The organism is Camelimonas sp. FR25, assembly GCF_059740505.1.
This window is the reverse complement of sequence record NZ_JCAWFG010000118.1, coordinates 31,521-45,273: the sequence shown is the minus strand read 5'-3', so window position 1 is coordinate 45,273 and position 13,753 is coordinate 31,521. Positions and strand designations below refer to the sequence as shown.

Below are 13,753 nucleotides of genomic sequence, written 5' to 3'. Positions count from 1 at the left end.
GCAGACCGCCATGTGGCCCTGCGCCTTTCGCCTCCCCAACACCGTCATGCCCGTGCTTGTCACGGGCATCCACGTCTGTCTTCGACCGCCGGCGACACACAGGCGCTCAATAGCCCCAGGTCGCCCATCACCCCTCACTCACCCCGAAACACCGGCTGGCGTTTCTCAAGGAAGGCGTCGCGGCCTTCGGCGTAATCGGCGCTGTCGAAGCAGGCGCCGGCGAGGGCGAACAGCTCCGCCTCGCTGACCGCGCCAGGCAGACCGCTGGCGGCGGCGATGGAGGCCTTGGCCGAGCGCATGGCCAGCGGCGCATTGGCGGCGATGCTGCGGGCCAGCGCCATGGTCTCCGCCTCCAGATCGGCGTTGGCCCACAGCCGGTGCAGGGCGCCGAGGGCCTTGGCTTCGCCCGCGTCGAGCCGGCGGGCGGTGAAGAACAGGTCGCGCGCCACGGCGTCGCCGAACGCCGCCACCACCAGACGCATGGCCCTGGGCGGATAGCCGACGCCCAGTCGCGCCGCCGGCACGCCGAACACCGCGCCCTCCGACGCCACCCGCAGGTCACAGGATGCGGCGATGCCGACGCCGCCGCCCATGCAGAAGCCGCGGATCATGGCGATCACCGGCACTGGGCAGGCGGCGATGGCGGCGAAGGCATCCTCATTGGATTGCTCATAGGCCTGGCCGCCGGCGGCGCTGGCGCGCAGGGTGCGAAACTCACTGATGTCCGCGCCCGAGGCGAACGGGCTGTCGCCGACGCCGCGCAGCACGATCACCCGCACCGCTGCATCCTTCGCCATCGCCGCCAGCAGCTCCGGCAGCGCCCGCCACATCTCAAGGTCGAAGGCGTTGCGCTTGGCGACATTATTGATGGCGATGACGCCGACGCCGGCCTCGGCGGTGGCGATCAATTTTTCAGTGGGAGAGGAAAATTTTTGCATCAGCTGTCCTGACCGGAAGACGGTTTTTTTCTGGCGGCGCGTGTTTATATGCTAAAGGCTGCAACCCGCCCCGCCGTCAAGGCGGGTGGCCGCGCCGCCATGCGGGTCGCGCGCCCGGATAGGGGCGCTGCGGTCCGGATGATGATGGCCCGACATGACGGCTTCGCGCACCTGTCGTTGATGACGTCATGCAGGCGTTTATCAGGCGGTGTAGGGCGTAGGCTCATATGAGGGGCTGCGCCTGCGCGCGGCCCATGGGCGCCGCGCAATTGCGCGCCGGGGTATGGGGTGTGGCGCGGTCTGGTGAACGGCCGTCGGCCTGATGGGAGACAGTCACATGGCGCTTGCTACAGTGCGTAATGCTAGCAACCTCCACGACAAGGTCACGCCGCTGGACCCCGTGTGGATGCATATTCGCAATGAGGCGGAGGCGGCGCTGGCGCGCGAGCCGGACATGGAGCCGCTGATCCGCGCCACCGTGCTCGATCACAATTCGCTGGAAATGGCCATCGTGCACCGCGTCGCCTCGCGGCTGGCGCACCGGCTGCTGGGCGAAGAGACCATCGTCCGCGCCTATGCCCAGGCGCTGGATGATGACGCCAGCATTTCCCAGGCCTTCCGCGCCGACCTCGCCGCCGTGATCGACCGCGACCCGGCCGCCGTCCGCTTCATCGAGCCGGTGCTGTATTTCAAGGGCTTCCACGCCATCCAGACGCATCGTCTGGCGCATTGGTTGTGGGACAAGGGCCGCAAGGATTTCGCCCTGATGCTGCAAAGCCGCTCGTCGGAGGTGTTCCAGACCGACATCAACCCGGCGGCGGTCATCGGCAAGGGCGTGTTTCTTGATCACGCCACCGGCCTCGTCGTTGGCCAGACGGCGGTGGTCGAGGACGACGTCTCGATCCTGCAGGGGGTGACGCTGGGCGGCACCGGCAAGGAGCGCGGCGACCGGCATCCGAAAATTCGCGCCGGCGTGCTGCTGGGGGCCGGGGCCAAGGTGCTTGGCAATATCGAGGTGGGCCAATGCGCCCGCATCGCCGCTGGCTCGGTGGTGCTGCATCCGGTGCCGCGCAACATGACCGTCGCCGGCGTGCCGGCCAAGGTGGTCGGCCCGGCCGGCTGCGCGGAGCCAGCGCGCAGCATGGACCAGATTCTCGCCGACTGGGCCACCGATTACACCATCTGACGCGCCCTCTTTGGCGTGGGTGAGTGGCGCGAGCGCCCCTGACGCGGGCGGCGCTGGCGAGGCGCTTGCCCAAGGTGTCAACCGGCGTGCGGCGCGTCGCCCACTGTCATGGGGCTTTTCCAGTGGCGCCATGCTGTCGCGGCGGCGAATTTGGCCCTGAAGCCGTTCTGTCCGCGGTCGCCGCTGTCTCAAAGCGGCGAGGACGTGTAAGACTTGCGTATTGATCCGGTGACGGGCGGCGCTGGTCGCCATCGCCGGTTCTGGCGACGTTGGACGCCGGGCGACAGGGGCATTGCCCAGGATCTCCCTGGCGCGCCGTCGCCACTTCCAGACGACCGGCTGCGTCTGGCCTGGTTGTCCTGCGCCGCGCTGCATCTGGCGGCGGGCAGGGCGGCTGGCGCCGTCGGCGTCGCTTTCATGGAGAATACCATTGGACAAGACTGAACTCGCCAAGGTCGAGGGTTTCCTGCGTCGCACCTTTGGCAACGCCGCCATCCGCGTCACCGCCCGCCCGCGCAAGACCGATTCCGCCGAGGTTTATGTGGGCGAAGAGTTCGTCGGCGTCCTGTTCCTCGACGATGAGGATGGCGACAAGAGCTACAGCTTCCAGATGGCCATTCTCGACACGGATCTGGAAGAGGCGTGAGCGCCCGCCACGCAGGCTCACCTGCGTGACGCCAGCGCGGCTGGCCAGAGATTTCAGGGCGCGTGACGCTGCGGCGTTGCGCGCCTTTTTTGTGCGTCGCAGGCGGCAGGCTGCGGGCGACGGGCGCCCCGACGCCAGAGGGTGACGTCACGCGCCGCTGCCTGGACGGGGGATGGCGTCGTGGGTTCAGCCCAGCAGCAGGCCAATGGCCACCGACGCCACTGACGACAGCAGGAACAGGGTCAGAAACAGGCCCGTGGTCATTTCCCTCTGCCGTCGTGACGACGCAATGTAATGGTCGCGGATACGGTAGTCGTGGTCATCGTGCATATAACCACCATGCCGTGAGGTTGCGGTAGGTATATGCTAGGTGATTTGCAGGTGTGTGGCACGTAATATTTTAACTATACGTTGTGGCGTTACTGCATTGACATGGCGTAAGGCGTGGATGCGCCAGATGAATAGCCTGTGGATAGGTAAAGTGATCGGGGGGGCGCTGCGTTAAAACGAGCTGTGGCGCGCTTGCGCGGCGTTGGCGCCGCGCAAGCGGTGGAAAGCAAAAACGTGGATGGTCGGGTCAAGCCCGACCATGACGGCGTTGGGGTGAGGGCCGTTTTGGCCACAGGATCGCTCTTGAGCGAACGTCATGGCGCTGTCCCTTGCGCCGCCCCATCGCCGTCACCGTTGCCGCGACCTTGCGGTTCTCCGCGCCGCCACTTGGCGGTTCTCTGCGCCGCCAACGAAGACGTCCGCCTCACGTCCGCTTCGCGGCTCTCCTCCGCGCCAGCCTTGACGTCTTCGTCGCCGCCACCCCCGTGGTCATCACCGTAGCCCGCCCGCCAGTCACTCCACGCCGTCATGCCCGTGCTTGTCACGGGCATCCACGTCTCGGGCCGCCACGTCCTCGCGGCGCATCACTGAAACGAGGGAAGCGCGCCTGACGCCGCCGGCAACCCCAACCGGGCCCACGCGCCGGGCATGCGGCAGCCGCCCACGCGCCGCTCACACTGCAGCTGCGACCGCGCCCCTGCCCAGTGCGCCGCCACGCCTCCTGGACGCCAAGGCTTGACGGGCGGCTGGCGGTTGGCCAACGTCCGCGAACTGGAGGAAATCATGACCGTATACGCACTCGGGGACGTTCGTCCGCAGCTTCCCGCCGCCGGCTCTTACTGGGTCGCGCCATCCGCGCAGGTGATCGGCAATGTCCGGCTGGCCGAGGGCGTCGGCGTCTGGTTCGGCACGGTCATTCGCGGCGACAATGAGCTCATCGACATCGGCGCCCGCAGCAACATCCAGGAATTGTGCATGATGCACACCGACCCTGGCGCGCCCATGACCATTGGCGAGGATTGCACCATCGGTCACAGCGCTATTCTGCACGGCTGCACCATCGGCGATGGCTCGCTGGTCGGCATGGGCGCCACGGTGCTGAACCGCGCCCGCATCGGCAAGGGCTCGCTGGTCGGCGCCAATGCGCTGGTGGCGGAGGGCAAGGAGTTTCCGGATTATTCGCTGATCATCGGCGCCCCCGCCCGCGCCGTGCGCACCCTGCGCGAAGAGGAAGTCGCCCGCCTGCGCATGAGCGCAGGCCATTACGTGGCCAACTGGCGGCGTTTCGTCAGCGAACTCACCCCTATCGAGGGCTGACAGGCGGCGGCCGCAGGGCCGTCCGCGCACAGAATCAAACAGGCGCCGCCGGCAGGACCGGCGGCGTCTTTTTTGCGCAGGCAATCATGGAAGAGGGCGCCGTCAGGGTCACGCCTGGGTGGGACAGGGCCAGCCTGGCGATCGTCTCGCCAGCCTGGTCAGATCACCGCGAGGCGGTCGCCACCGCGTCCAGCGGCGCGCCCAGCGACACCCAGACGTTCTGCATGGCGGCGGACTGGCGCTTGATAAAGGCGTAGCCGGTGCGGTTCCACGACAGGATGTCGGCGCGGCGATTGTCCAGCACCAGATCACCGCGATCGGTGACCACGGTCAGCACCGCATGGCCTTCGCCCAAATTGTCGCGAACAACGGTGACCAGCAGCGACTGGCGCGGATAACCCATGTCGACCAGCATGCGGCGCTTGGCGAGCACATATTCCTCGCAATCGCCCTTGCCGTCTGACGGGTAATCCCAGCGCTCCTCGACGCCCCAGTGCTCCTGGTCGGTGATCGGAATGATCGTGCGGTTAAAGTGATCGTTCACCGCGCGCAGATCGCGCCACACCTTGCGGTTGAGGCGAATGTCGGCGCTGGCGGTCAGCTCATTGTCGCACTCGCCCTGGTAATTGCGACAGAACTCGACCCAGCCAATCGGCGGCAGGGTGGTCTGCAGCACCGTGGCCCTGGCCAGGTTCATGTCGGCGGGCAGGCCAGCGGTCTTCAGATCCTGGCTCTGCGCCGGGAGGCTGAGGACGGCCAGAGCCGCAGCAGCGATGAAACCCATTCGGAAAGACACGACAGGCGCCCCTGGTGCTGGTTAACGTTTCGGTAACGATTTCACGCCTGGACCGGGCCAGCAAGGCACCCGGGCCGCAAACCTAAACAAATGGTAAACGACGATAGTTCCGTTCCGCCGCCGTTAACGGCGCGATAAAGCCGCGCCGCGGGCGGGCATGAATGCCGCTGGCGGGCGGGCGCGAGGCGGGGCAGGGCGGGGGTAAATCGCGGGCGGAAGCTGCAGACCTTGCGTGATACGCGGGGGCTTCGCGTGCTGCGGCGCCGGCGGCGCTTGCAGGAATCGCTTGTTACGCCTCATGTTGCGGCATGAACACTTCTTCGGGCGGCCCGCAGCCGCATTCGCCGCATTTGCCGCCGCCACCTGGCCGCGAACCCATGTTCAATGTGCCGACCGTGGTCGCTGCGCTGATTGGCGTCTTGTTGCTGATCCATGGCGCGCGCGAGATGGCCCCGGCCTTCGGCGACTTCGTCTGGCTATACCGGCTGGCGTTTGTTCCGGCGCGTGTGGCCTGGTGGCTACAGCCGGACAGCTTCATGCCGGACCTCATCGCCAGCGTGCGCGGCTTCACGCCCGAAACCGCCGCCGCGTATCTGGCCATGGGCCGGATGATTGAGGCCAATAATACGCTGGCCCCGTGGAGCCTGTTCACCCACGCGTTCCTGCACGCATCCTGGACGCATGTGATTCTCAACAGCATCTGGCTGCTGGCCTTCGGTTCGCCGCTGGCCCGCCGGTTCGGCGCCGTGCGCTTTAGCGTGTTCTTCCTGGTCTGCGCCGTTGGCGGCGCCGTGGCGCATTTTCTGTCGGGGCCGCTCGACGTCATCCCGATGATCGGCGCCTCTGGCGCCATCTCCGGCTGCATGGGCGCGGCGATGCGCTTTGCTTTCAATACCCACGGCGGGCTGTTTGGCGGCCCGGCGGCGGTGCACCTCGCCCACGCCGACGGGCTGCGCGAGACCTTCCGTAACCGTCGCTCCATGCTGTTCGCCGGGGCCTGGCTGGCCACCAATATTGTGTTCGGCGTGCTGGCTGGACCGCTCGGCTTCAGCGAGGCCAATGTCGCCTGGCAGGCGCATATCGGCGGTTTCATCACCGGCCTGCTGCTGTTTGGGCTGTTTGATCCTTACGCTGACGTGTCAAATTCTTCTGATCGCCGCACGCAGGATCGCCGATTGCATTGATCGCCGCGCGCGCACACTATTGTGTGCGACGCAGGCGCTGGCTGGTGCGCTGGACGTCACAGGCGTCAGTCGCCTTGCGGCTTTGACGTCGCGCTGATGACGTTGCGGTTATGACGTCATGCGAGCGTCTGGCTGCTGGCCAATAGCCGGCCAGTAACCTGCGCCCGCCGACAGGCGATGACCACAAGCAAGGGGGCGCAGGCGGGGCGCCCAGCGCGGGGCGCAGCCCTGAGGCGCGGCGACGCAGGAACCACACCCGGGGGACAGCGCAGAGGAGAGCAAGCATGAGCGTTGCGCGGATTCTGGCGGACAAGGGCCGTAAGGTGACGTCGATCGGGCCGGAGGCGAGCCTGCGCCAGGCGGCGGAGCTGATGGCGAGCGAGCGCATCGGCGCGGTGCTGGTGCTCGACGCGGGACGCGGTCTGCACGGCATCCTGTCAGAACGCGACGTGGTGCGGGCGGTGGCGACGCGCGGCCCCGAGGTGCTGCGCGACGAAGTGCGCTTTCACATGACGCGCGACGTCACCAGTTGTCGCGAGAGCGCCGCCGTCAATGATCTGATGCAATTGATGACCAGCGCCAAATTCCGCCACGTGCCGGTGGTGGAGGAGGGCCGGGTGGTCGGCGTCATCTCCATCGGCGATGTGGTGAAGTTCCGTCTCGCCGAGATCGAGAGCGAACATCAGGCCATGCGCGACTACATCAGCGCCGGCTAGCGGGCTTTCCGGGTAAGCGGCTTCGCTTGATCGATCGGCGTTCGTTCCCCGCATGCAGATGCGGCGCATGGGCCGATCCCGGCGCCTGCTCTGGCGCCAGACGCGCCACTGGGCGCCGCGCTCAGGTGGCGATGGCGCCCATGGCCAGCATCTCTTCCAGCTCCGGCAAAGCGCGTTCGGCTGCCTCGGCGCCAAGCTGGATGGCTTCGTCGGCCCGGTGGAAGTCAAACAGGCCGATCTGGCCGAGGCGCGGGCTGAGCATCAGATTGGGCGGATCACCGGCGAGGCGTGAGCGCGAGATCCTGTCCTGGGTGATGTTGAAGGCGTCCATCATCACCGTGCCGATGCCTGGCGCGCCATCCTGACGACGGGCGAAGCCGCCGATGCGCCGCGCCGCGCCCAGCGCGCCGAACAGGCCGCCGCGCTGCTCGGCGGCGGCTTCCGGAGCGGCGTCGGCAATGTCATCTTCCAACGGCCCGTGCGAGGGAATGGTGCTGGCGCGATTGGCGCGCAGATCGCCATTGAGATTGACGGCCAGCACGAACTCCGCCCCCATGGCCCGCGCCACGGTGACTGGCACCGGATTGACCAGCGCCCCATCCATTAGCCAGCGGTCGCCGATATACACCGGATCAAAGATGCCGGGGATGGCGTAAGAGGCGCGCATGGCGTCGACCACCGGGCCGCGCGTCAGCCACACCTCATGGCCGCTTCCAAGTTCGGTGGCGACGCAGGCAAAGCGCTGCGCCAGGTCCTCGATGCGCAGGCGGCCAATATCCTGCTCCAGCAATTGGCGCAGGCGGTTGCCGGAAATCAGCCCCGAGCCGCCCATCGACAGATCAAGCAGGCCCATGACCCGGCGGCGGGTCAGCGAGCGGGCGAATTCCTCCAGCACATCGAGCGAGCCGGTGGCGAGGCAGCCGCCGACCACGGCGCCGATCGACGAGCCGACGATGACCTCTGGCTTGTAGCCGGCCTGGGTCAGCACCCGCAGGGCGCCGATATGCGCCCAGCCGCGCGCGGCGCCGCCGCCGAGCGCGAGGCCGACCACCGGCGGGCGCGTCTGGCGCGGGGTCGCCCTGGCGCGGGCGCGGCGACGGACGCCGTCATCGGTCCGATCCTGGGCCCTATCCTGGCCCCTGTCCTGGGCCCGGTCCTGGACGCCGTCCACTGGTGTGCTTGCGTCGGCCGACGGCCTCTGGCGGGCCTGCGCCGCCCCTTCCGACGTCGTCCGGGCGTTGGCGGCGGATGTTGCGCCGCCAGCGCGGCCAGCGCCTGCCGGGGCGTCTGGCGGCGGCATCGAATCGAGCGCTGCGCTGGCCTCCGCATCGACCAGCGCTTCAGAGGGCCGCGTCGACACGGCTGCGCCCTCGCGACCCTCGTCGCGGCCAGCCGCCCGGCGAAATGGCATAAAAGACCGGCCTTCAAACATTCTCGCCACCTTCACTGGGACGCGGCGTCAACTGCGTCCGTCGCCATTCACCGACCTATCAGGGCGCATCACCGTGCAGACATCGTCGGCAGGTGATGACAGCACGAAACGCCAATTCGTCCGGCCTCATGCTTTCGGGCGATGGCCTCGCGGACCATGGCCCAGAAGCAATCCGCCAGAAGCAATCCGCCGAAAGCTGTCCGGCTGTGGGCTACGCCAGATGTCGGCGATCTGCCCATCCGCGAGCCGCGCCCAGTCATTTGAACGTGGAAATGTTACATATGTGTGGTGCGGCGGCGTCGCCAGGCTGGCTGGGCATGGGTGGCGCGGCGACGCGCCAGCCAGCGCGCAAGCGCCTCGCCAGGCCAAAACGCCGGGGCGATAGAGCAGGGGAGGCGGCGCCATGCCGCCAGGGCAGCCAAAAGGCTCGGTCACGCCGCCTTTTGGCTCAGTCGACGAAGCGCAGGGTCTGGTCAACGGCGGCGTCTGCGCCGGTCTCAATAACCCGATAGAAGCAGCTCTGCCTGCCGGTGTGGCAGCAGCCGCCGTCGCCGCCGACCCGCACGCGGATCCACACGGCGTCCTGGTCGCAATCGACGCGCATTTCGACGATGCGCAGCACCTGGCCGGAAGTGTCCCCCTTGCGCCACAAGGTCTGGCGTGAACGCGACCAGAACCAGCCCTCGCCGGTGGCGATGGTGCGGCGCAGCGCCTCCTCATTCATGTGGGCGACCATCAACGCGGCGCCGGTGTCGGCGTCGGTGGCCACGCAGGTGATCAGGCCGTTGGCGTCGAACGCTGGCGCAAGGCGCGCGCCTTCTTCAATGGCCTCGGTGGAGGCGCGGGGCGCGAAAGCGGCGTGATCGGTGCACATGCGGGGCTCCTGCAATCAGGCGATGGACTAAGGCGGACGATGATCTGAGCCTTGGCCAGGCTGCGCCAGGCTGCGCCAGGCGGCGGCGAGGCCCCTGCTGCTGGCGGCGCGCGGCGCGAGCGAAAACGCAAAGCGGCGCAGGCGGGGAGCCTGCGCCGGTCGATGTCCAGATCGCCGTCATGGCCAGCGCCCATCGGGCGCGCCAGCTGACGAACGCCTGGGTGAACGCCTGACGCCGGCGCAGGCTCAGCCCTGGGCCCGCACCATGGTGAAGAACCGCGCTTGTTCGGCCGGATCCTCGCGGAACACGCCGCTGAACCGGGTGGTGATGGTCAGCGAGCCCTGTTTCTGGATGCCGCGCATCGACATGCACATATGCGCCGCCTCGATCATTACCGCAGCGCCGCGCGGGCGCAGGCGACGGTCGATGGCGTCGAGAATCTGCGCCGTCATGGTCTCCTGGGTCTGCAGGCGATTGGCGAAAATATCCACCACCCGGGCCAGCTTCGACAGACCGACGACGCCGCCATTGGGGTAATAGGCGATATGCGCCTTGCCCGTGAACGGCACCATGTGGTGCTCGCAATGCGAAAAGAACTGGATGTCGCGCAGCACGACCATGTCGTCATAGCCACCCACTTCGGCGAACACCCGGTCGAGCTGGGCGTCGGCGTCCTGGGCGTAGCCGCCATACAGTTCCTCATAGGCCTTGACCACCCGGCGGGGGGTGTCGACCAGCCCCTCGCGCTCCGGATTGTCGCCAGCCCAGGCGATGAGCGTGCGTACGGCGGCCTCAGCCTCCTCGCGCGTCGGTCGCCTGTCGTCTTGCGTCGCCATCTTGTCGGCGTTGGCCGGGGCCAACCGCGCGGACAAGGACTTAACCACACCATCCATGTGGGGCCTCCCGCTGTCGATCATACGTCGTCCATTCTTCCCTACGCCGCCTGATGGCCATGAACAGCACAACCAGCCATGTCCCGCCGGCGCGCCAGCCATGACGGCTGGCAGCAAACGACCGCACCTGCGCCATTGGCGCCGATTGGTCGAGGTGAACCGGTATGGGCCCCGGGCAGCTCATGCTAACCCACGCCACAACGCCATGGGACCAGCCTGCGCCCTCTATATAGGACGCGCGCCGCTACATCCTAGCCCTGATTTGCCGCCAGTGTCGGCAATTTCGCATGGGGTGACCGGCGCTGGCGCATGTCGTGCGGGGCTGGCGCGGGTCTGGTCTGGGTTGTGGAGCCAATTATCGGGGCTTCCGTTACGGTTGGCTGCAGCTGGGGCGTCGGCGCACACAGAAGCGCGAGCGGTCTGGCACGCAAGCCATATGACCTCGCGCCGCGCGCGCTGCTTGTGGTGGCGTCAGGCGTTGGTTTGGCGCGCTTGCCTTGAGGCGTGGCCTTCGGCCTGCCCAAGCCGGATGCGACCGTAGCGCTTTGCACCCGCCATCAGGGCGCTTATCTAGGGAACAGCTGATACCAGACCCCGATGAGCCCGACTCATCGCGGTCTGGTCAAGCCCGTGCGGCGCCTGAGCATTTCAGGTCGCGGAAGCGTTAGCATTTTCGCGGCCTGGTATGAGGCAGCCGCGCGGCATGCGTTGGATGTCCGCCCCAGGAAAGCAGGTTCCATGCTCGACGACGTCTATAACCGGCGCATTCTGACCCTGGCCGCCAATATTCCGCGCCTCGGACGGCTGGAGAACCCGGATGGCACGGCCGAGGCGGTGGCGCGTCTGTGCGGCTCGCGCGTCACCGTTGATGTCAGGGTGTCCGACGGTCAGGTGGTGGATTTCGCCCATGACGTGAAGGCCTGTGCGCTTGGCCAGGCCTCGGCGTCGCTGCTCGCCGGCCTGGTGATTGGCGCCGATCTGCAAGAGCTGCAGGCCGTGCGCGACCAGGTCTGGCTGATGCTCGACCAGGAGGGGCCGCCGCCACAGGGCAAATGGGCCGAATGCGGCGTGCTGGCGCCGATCAGCGCCTATCGCAACCGCCATGCCTCGACGCTGCTGACCTTCGACGCCACGCTGGCGGCGGTGCGCCAGGCGCTGGCCGCGGACGGCGCCGCAGCGGGCTGAAGGCGGCGGCGACCCAGAGGGCGCGCCGCGTGATGGCGAAGGGCGCGAGGCGGGTGGTCGTGGCGCTGGCGGACCCGCAAGGCGCCCTGGATCGGTCGGCTTGCGGATGCCTTCTCACTGCGCATGTTCCGTACAAGTGGAAAGGCGGCCACGGGGGCCGCCTTGCGCATTCAGCCGATGTCCGGGCGTTCCACTTACCAGAGCGCGCGGGTGGTGAAGGAGTAAGCGGCGCTGAAGCCAGCGGTGTACTGGCTGCGCGAGCCATAGCGCTGGACGATCGGGCTGTCGCCAGCCGAGCCGACGAGGCGGTCATAGGCGCCGTAGACCGTGGTGGTCAGCTCATCCGACCAGGTGTAGGAGGCCGAGGCGGTGAGGCCGACCGAATTGACGCCGCCCTTGGCCTTGTAGGGCTGGACGAAGCCGGCGGTCATCAGCGCATCCTGGAAGCGCACGCCGAACATGTCGTTGTTAAACTTCTGGCCGCCCCACTTCAGGCGCGGGCCAATGGCGAAGGTGAAGCGGTCGACGCTCTGCACCAGATCGGCGCCAAGCATGCCGACGAAGCCATGGGCGTTGCCCACGGCGTAGCGCAGCTCGCCGCGCAGGCGCAGGAAGTCAGCCGGCCAGATGTCGACGAACACGCCCGGCTGCACCGACCAGCCAGCATCCTTCAGACCCCACAGGCGCCGCTCCTGACCCGAATAGCGGCCGCTGCTGTAGCCAACCACCGCGCCAGCGCGCAGCCAGGAGGTGTCATACAGCTCAATGCTGGCGCCGTCGGTCGGGGCGGTGAAGCGCGGCTTCTCGCCAATCTTGCGATAGCCGATCGACGGATAGCCGAAGAACGACAGGCGGTCCGACCCAGGCCAGGCCGGCGAGACGCCGATGGTGCCCTTCACCGTGACGATCCACTGGTCCGACGACACCGGGGCATTGTTGAACATCACGTCATTGCCGCCGTAAGGCGATTGGGCCATGGCGGCGCCGGTCGCGACGAGCGCCGCGGTCGAAACGGCGAGGGCGGAGAACAAGCGGGTCATGGCATACATCAGTTCAGGCGCCTTCGGTTGGTGACTGTGGGTCACCTTATAGGGACACAACGGTTAACAGGCGGGAATCAACGGGGCGATCCGCGCGCACGGTTAATGTCCGGTAAATTCTGTCGAACGAAGCCTTGCGGCTATGCGGCGGTAATGTGACCTGACCAGGGCAATCATCATGAAGTGCAACGCGCCGCCGCCAGATTGCCGGGATTTCTCCCAGATTTCTAGCGCTGGCTCTAACCACCGACGCCGGCACGCCGCTGCTGTAACCCCAGCGCCGCATCCGTAAGATTCGCCCCGATCAGGGGGGATCGTGTCGTCAGTCATTATGGACACGGTCACGCTTGCAGCGCCAGCCCCCGTGTGTCGGGCTGGCTGAATTCGGCGTGCGAACGGCGACGCCAGACAGGGGGATGGCGGCGGCTTGCGGCAGGCGGCGTGGCGTCTGCATCCCCGGCGCGCTGGCGAGGGGCTGGCGGCGGCGGCGCGGCCGCGCCATAAACAGCGCCATCATGTCGCGCCGCTCCTCACCAGGCCCAGCAATGCCCCCCGACGCCACGCCGCAAAGCGGCGCAGACGACGGCGCCGCGCCTGTTGCTGGTCAGGCTGAGGCGGCTGGCGCGGCGGTATGGCGTCGCCCGGGACGTTGGCCGGCGCTCGCCGGAATGGGGCTGATCCGCGCCTATCAGCTGACCCTCTCGGGCCTTTTGGGCCGCCAGTGTCGCCACATGCCGTCCTGTTCGGCCTATACCATGGAGAGCATCGGCCGCTTCGGTCTGTGGGGCGGCGGCTGGATGGGGCTGGCGCGCATCTGCCGTTGCCACCCATGGGGCACCCACGGCCTCGATTTTCCGCCACGGTCCCAGCCGGAGGGGGCGCGCTGGGCGGTCTATGCACCCTGGCGCTATGGTCGCTGGCGCGGCGTTCAGGCTGATCCGGATGGGCCGCGTCCCACTTTCCGCTGCGACTGAGCGGCGCGTCATCTGGCGCGCGTCGATTGATTGGCGCGGCGTGGCGGAGTATGGCAGGGCGACGCCCGACAGGAGCGCTCCTGCGCCGCCCGCCCGCCTCATCACGGCGCATGGCGCGCCGCGCCGGGGAGCCGCAAGATGCGGGCGCAGATCGCCGGGATCGCCTGACATGTAGCGTCGCCATCTGTTGCGGCGGGGCGCATCCCGTTTTTCAGACGCTTACCTGCCGTGTTCGCAGGAG

At 67.7% G+C, this 13,753-nt stretch carries 14 protein-coding genes; 7 read left to right on the top strand and 7 right to left on the bottom strand.

Features of this window, described 5'->3' with window-relative positions:
• Positions 1-134: 134 nt before the first annotated feature.
• Entirely contained in the window at positions 135-938 is an 804-nt protein-coding gene (locus AC6A67_RS17235) for an enoyl-CoA hydratase (protein WP_498037791.1), read from the bottom strand.
• A gap of 337 nt (positions 939-1,275) precedes the next feature.
• Here AC6A67_RS17235 and cysE point away from each other — a divergent pair, with 337 nt between their 5' ends.
• Both cysE and AC6A67_RS17225 read left to right on the top strand, forming a co-directional pair.
• Positions 1,276-2,124: a serine O-acetyltransferase gene (gene cysE / locus AC6A67_RS17230; protein ID WP_498037790.1), complete on the top strand. Its 849-nt coding sequence runs from the start codon at positions 1,276-1,278 to the stop codon at positions 2,122-2,124.
• A gap of 430 nt (positions 2,125-2,554) precedes the next feature.
• Positions 2,555-2,770, top strand: coding sequence for a DUF3126 family protein (locus AC6A67_RS17225; protein ID WP_498037789.1), 216 nt, complete (start codon positions 2,555-2,557; stop codon positions 2,768-2,770).
• A gap of 186 nt (positions 2,771-2,956) precedes the next feature.
• Here the strand turns inward: AC6A67_RS17225 and AC6A67_RS17220 are convergent, their stop codons facing one another.
• Entirely contained in the window at positions 2,957-3,100 is a 144-nt protein-coding gene (locus tag AC6A67_RS17220) for a hypothetical protein (protein WP_498037788.1), read from the bottom strand.
• Between the two features lie 783 nt (positions 3,101-3,883).
• Between AC6A67_RS17220 and AC6A67_RS17215 the strand changes: the two genes are divergently transcribed.
• On the top strand, positions 3,884-4,417 hold the full coding sequence (locus AC6A67_RS17215; RefSeq protein WP_498037787.1) for a gamma carbonic anhydrase family protein: 534 nt from the start codon (positions 3,884-3,886) through the stop codon (positions 4,415-4,417).
• Between the two features lie 163 nt (positions 4,418-4,580).
• On the opposite strand, the gene AC6A67_RS17210 is transcribed toward AC6A67_RS17215, so the two are convergent.
• Positions 4,581-5,213 carry a transglutaminase-like cysteine peptidase gene (locus tag AC6A67_RS17210; RefSeq protein ID WP_498037786.1) on the bottom strand — a complete coding sequence of 211 codons (633 nt, stop codon included), beginning with the start codon at positions 5,211-5,213 and terminating at the stop codon, positions 4,581-4,583.
• Positions 5,214-5,521: 308 nt separating this feature from the next.
• On the opposite strand from AC6A67_RS17210, the gene AC6A67_RS17205 reads away from it, so the two are divergent.
• Both AC6A67_RS17205 and AC6A67_RS17200 read left to right on the top strand, forming a co-directional pair.
• On the top strand, positions 5,522-6,397 hold the full coding sequence (locus tag AC6A67_RS17205) for a rhomboid family intramembrane serine protease (RefSeq protein WP_498037785.1): 876 nt from the start codon (positions 5,522-5,524) through the stop codon (positions 6,395-6,397).
• Positions 6,398-6,681: 284 nt separating this feature from the next.
• Complete coding sequence (locus AC6A67_RS17200; RefSeq protein WP_498037784.1) at positions 6,682-7,113, top strand: CBS domain-containing protein; 432 nt, start codon at positions 6,682-6,684, stop codon at positions 7,111-7,113.
• Positions 7,114-7,234: 121 nt separating this feature from the next.
• Here AC6A67_RS17200 and AC6A67_RS17195 read toward each other — a convergent pair whose 3' ends face one another.
• The 3 genes from AC6A67_RS17195 to folE all read right to left on the bottom strand — a co-directional run bounded on the left by AC6A67_RS17195 (position 7,235) and on the right by folE (position 10,313).
• On the bottom strand, positions 7,235-8,524 hold the full coding sequence (locus AC6A67_RS17195; protein ID WP_498037783.1) for a patatin-like phospholipase family protein: 1,290 nt from the start codon (positions 8,522-8,524) through the stop codon (positions 7,235-7,237).
• A 469-nt stretch (positions 8,525-8,993) separates the two neighbouring features.
• Positions 8,994-9,419: a phosphoribosyl-AMP cyclohydrolase gene (gene hisI, locus AC6A67_RS17190; protein ID WP_498037782.1), complete on the bottom strand. Its 426-nt coding sequence runs from the start codon at positions 9,417-9,419 to the stop codon at positions 8,994-8,996.
• A gap of 246 nt (positions 9,420-9,665) precedes the next feature.
• Positions 9,666-10,313, bottom strand: a complete 648-nt coding sequence (folE, locus tag AC6A67_RS17185) for a GTP cyclohydrolase I FolE (RefSeq protein WP_498037781.1) — start codon at positions 10,311-10,313, stop codon at positions 9,666-9,668.
• A 738-nt stretch (positions 10,314-11,051) separates the two neighbouring features.
• Between folE and AC6A67_RS17180 the strand changes: the two genes are divergently transcribed.
• Positions 11,052-11,498 (top strand): iron-sulfur cluster assembly scaffold protein, encoded by a 447-nt coding sequence (locus tag AC6A67_RS17180; RefSeq protein ID WP_498037780.1) that lies wholly within the window; start codon positions 11,052-11,054, stop codon positions 11,496-11,498.
• Between the two features lie 194 nt (positions 11,499-11,692).
• Here the strand turns inward: AC6A67_RS17180 and AC6A67_RS17175 are convergent, their stop codons facing one another.
• Positions 11,693-12,538 (bottom strand): MipA/OmpV family protein, encoded by an 846-nt coding sequence (locus AC6A67_RS17175; protein ID WP_498037779.1) that lies wholly within the window; start codon positions 12,536-12,538, stop codon positions 11,693-11,695.
• Positions 12,539-13,206: 668 nt separating this feature from the next.
• On the opposite strand from AC6A67_RS17175, the gene yidD reads away from it, so the two are divergent.
• Positions 13,207-13,512, top strand: a complete 306-nt coding sequence (gene yidD / locus AC6A67_RS17170) for a membrane protein insertion efficiency factor YidD (protein ID WP_498037830.1) — start codon at positions 13,207-13,209, stop codon at positions 13,510-13,512.
• Positions 13,513-13,753: the final 241 nt, after the last annotated feature.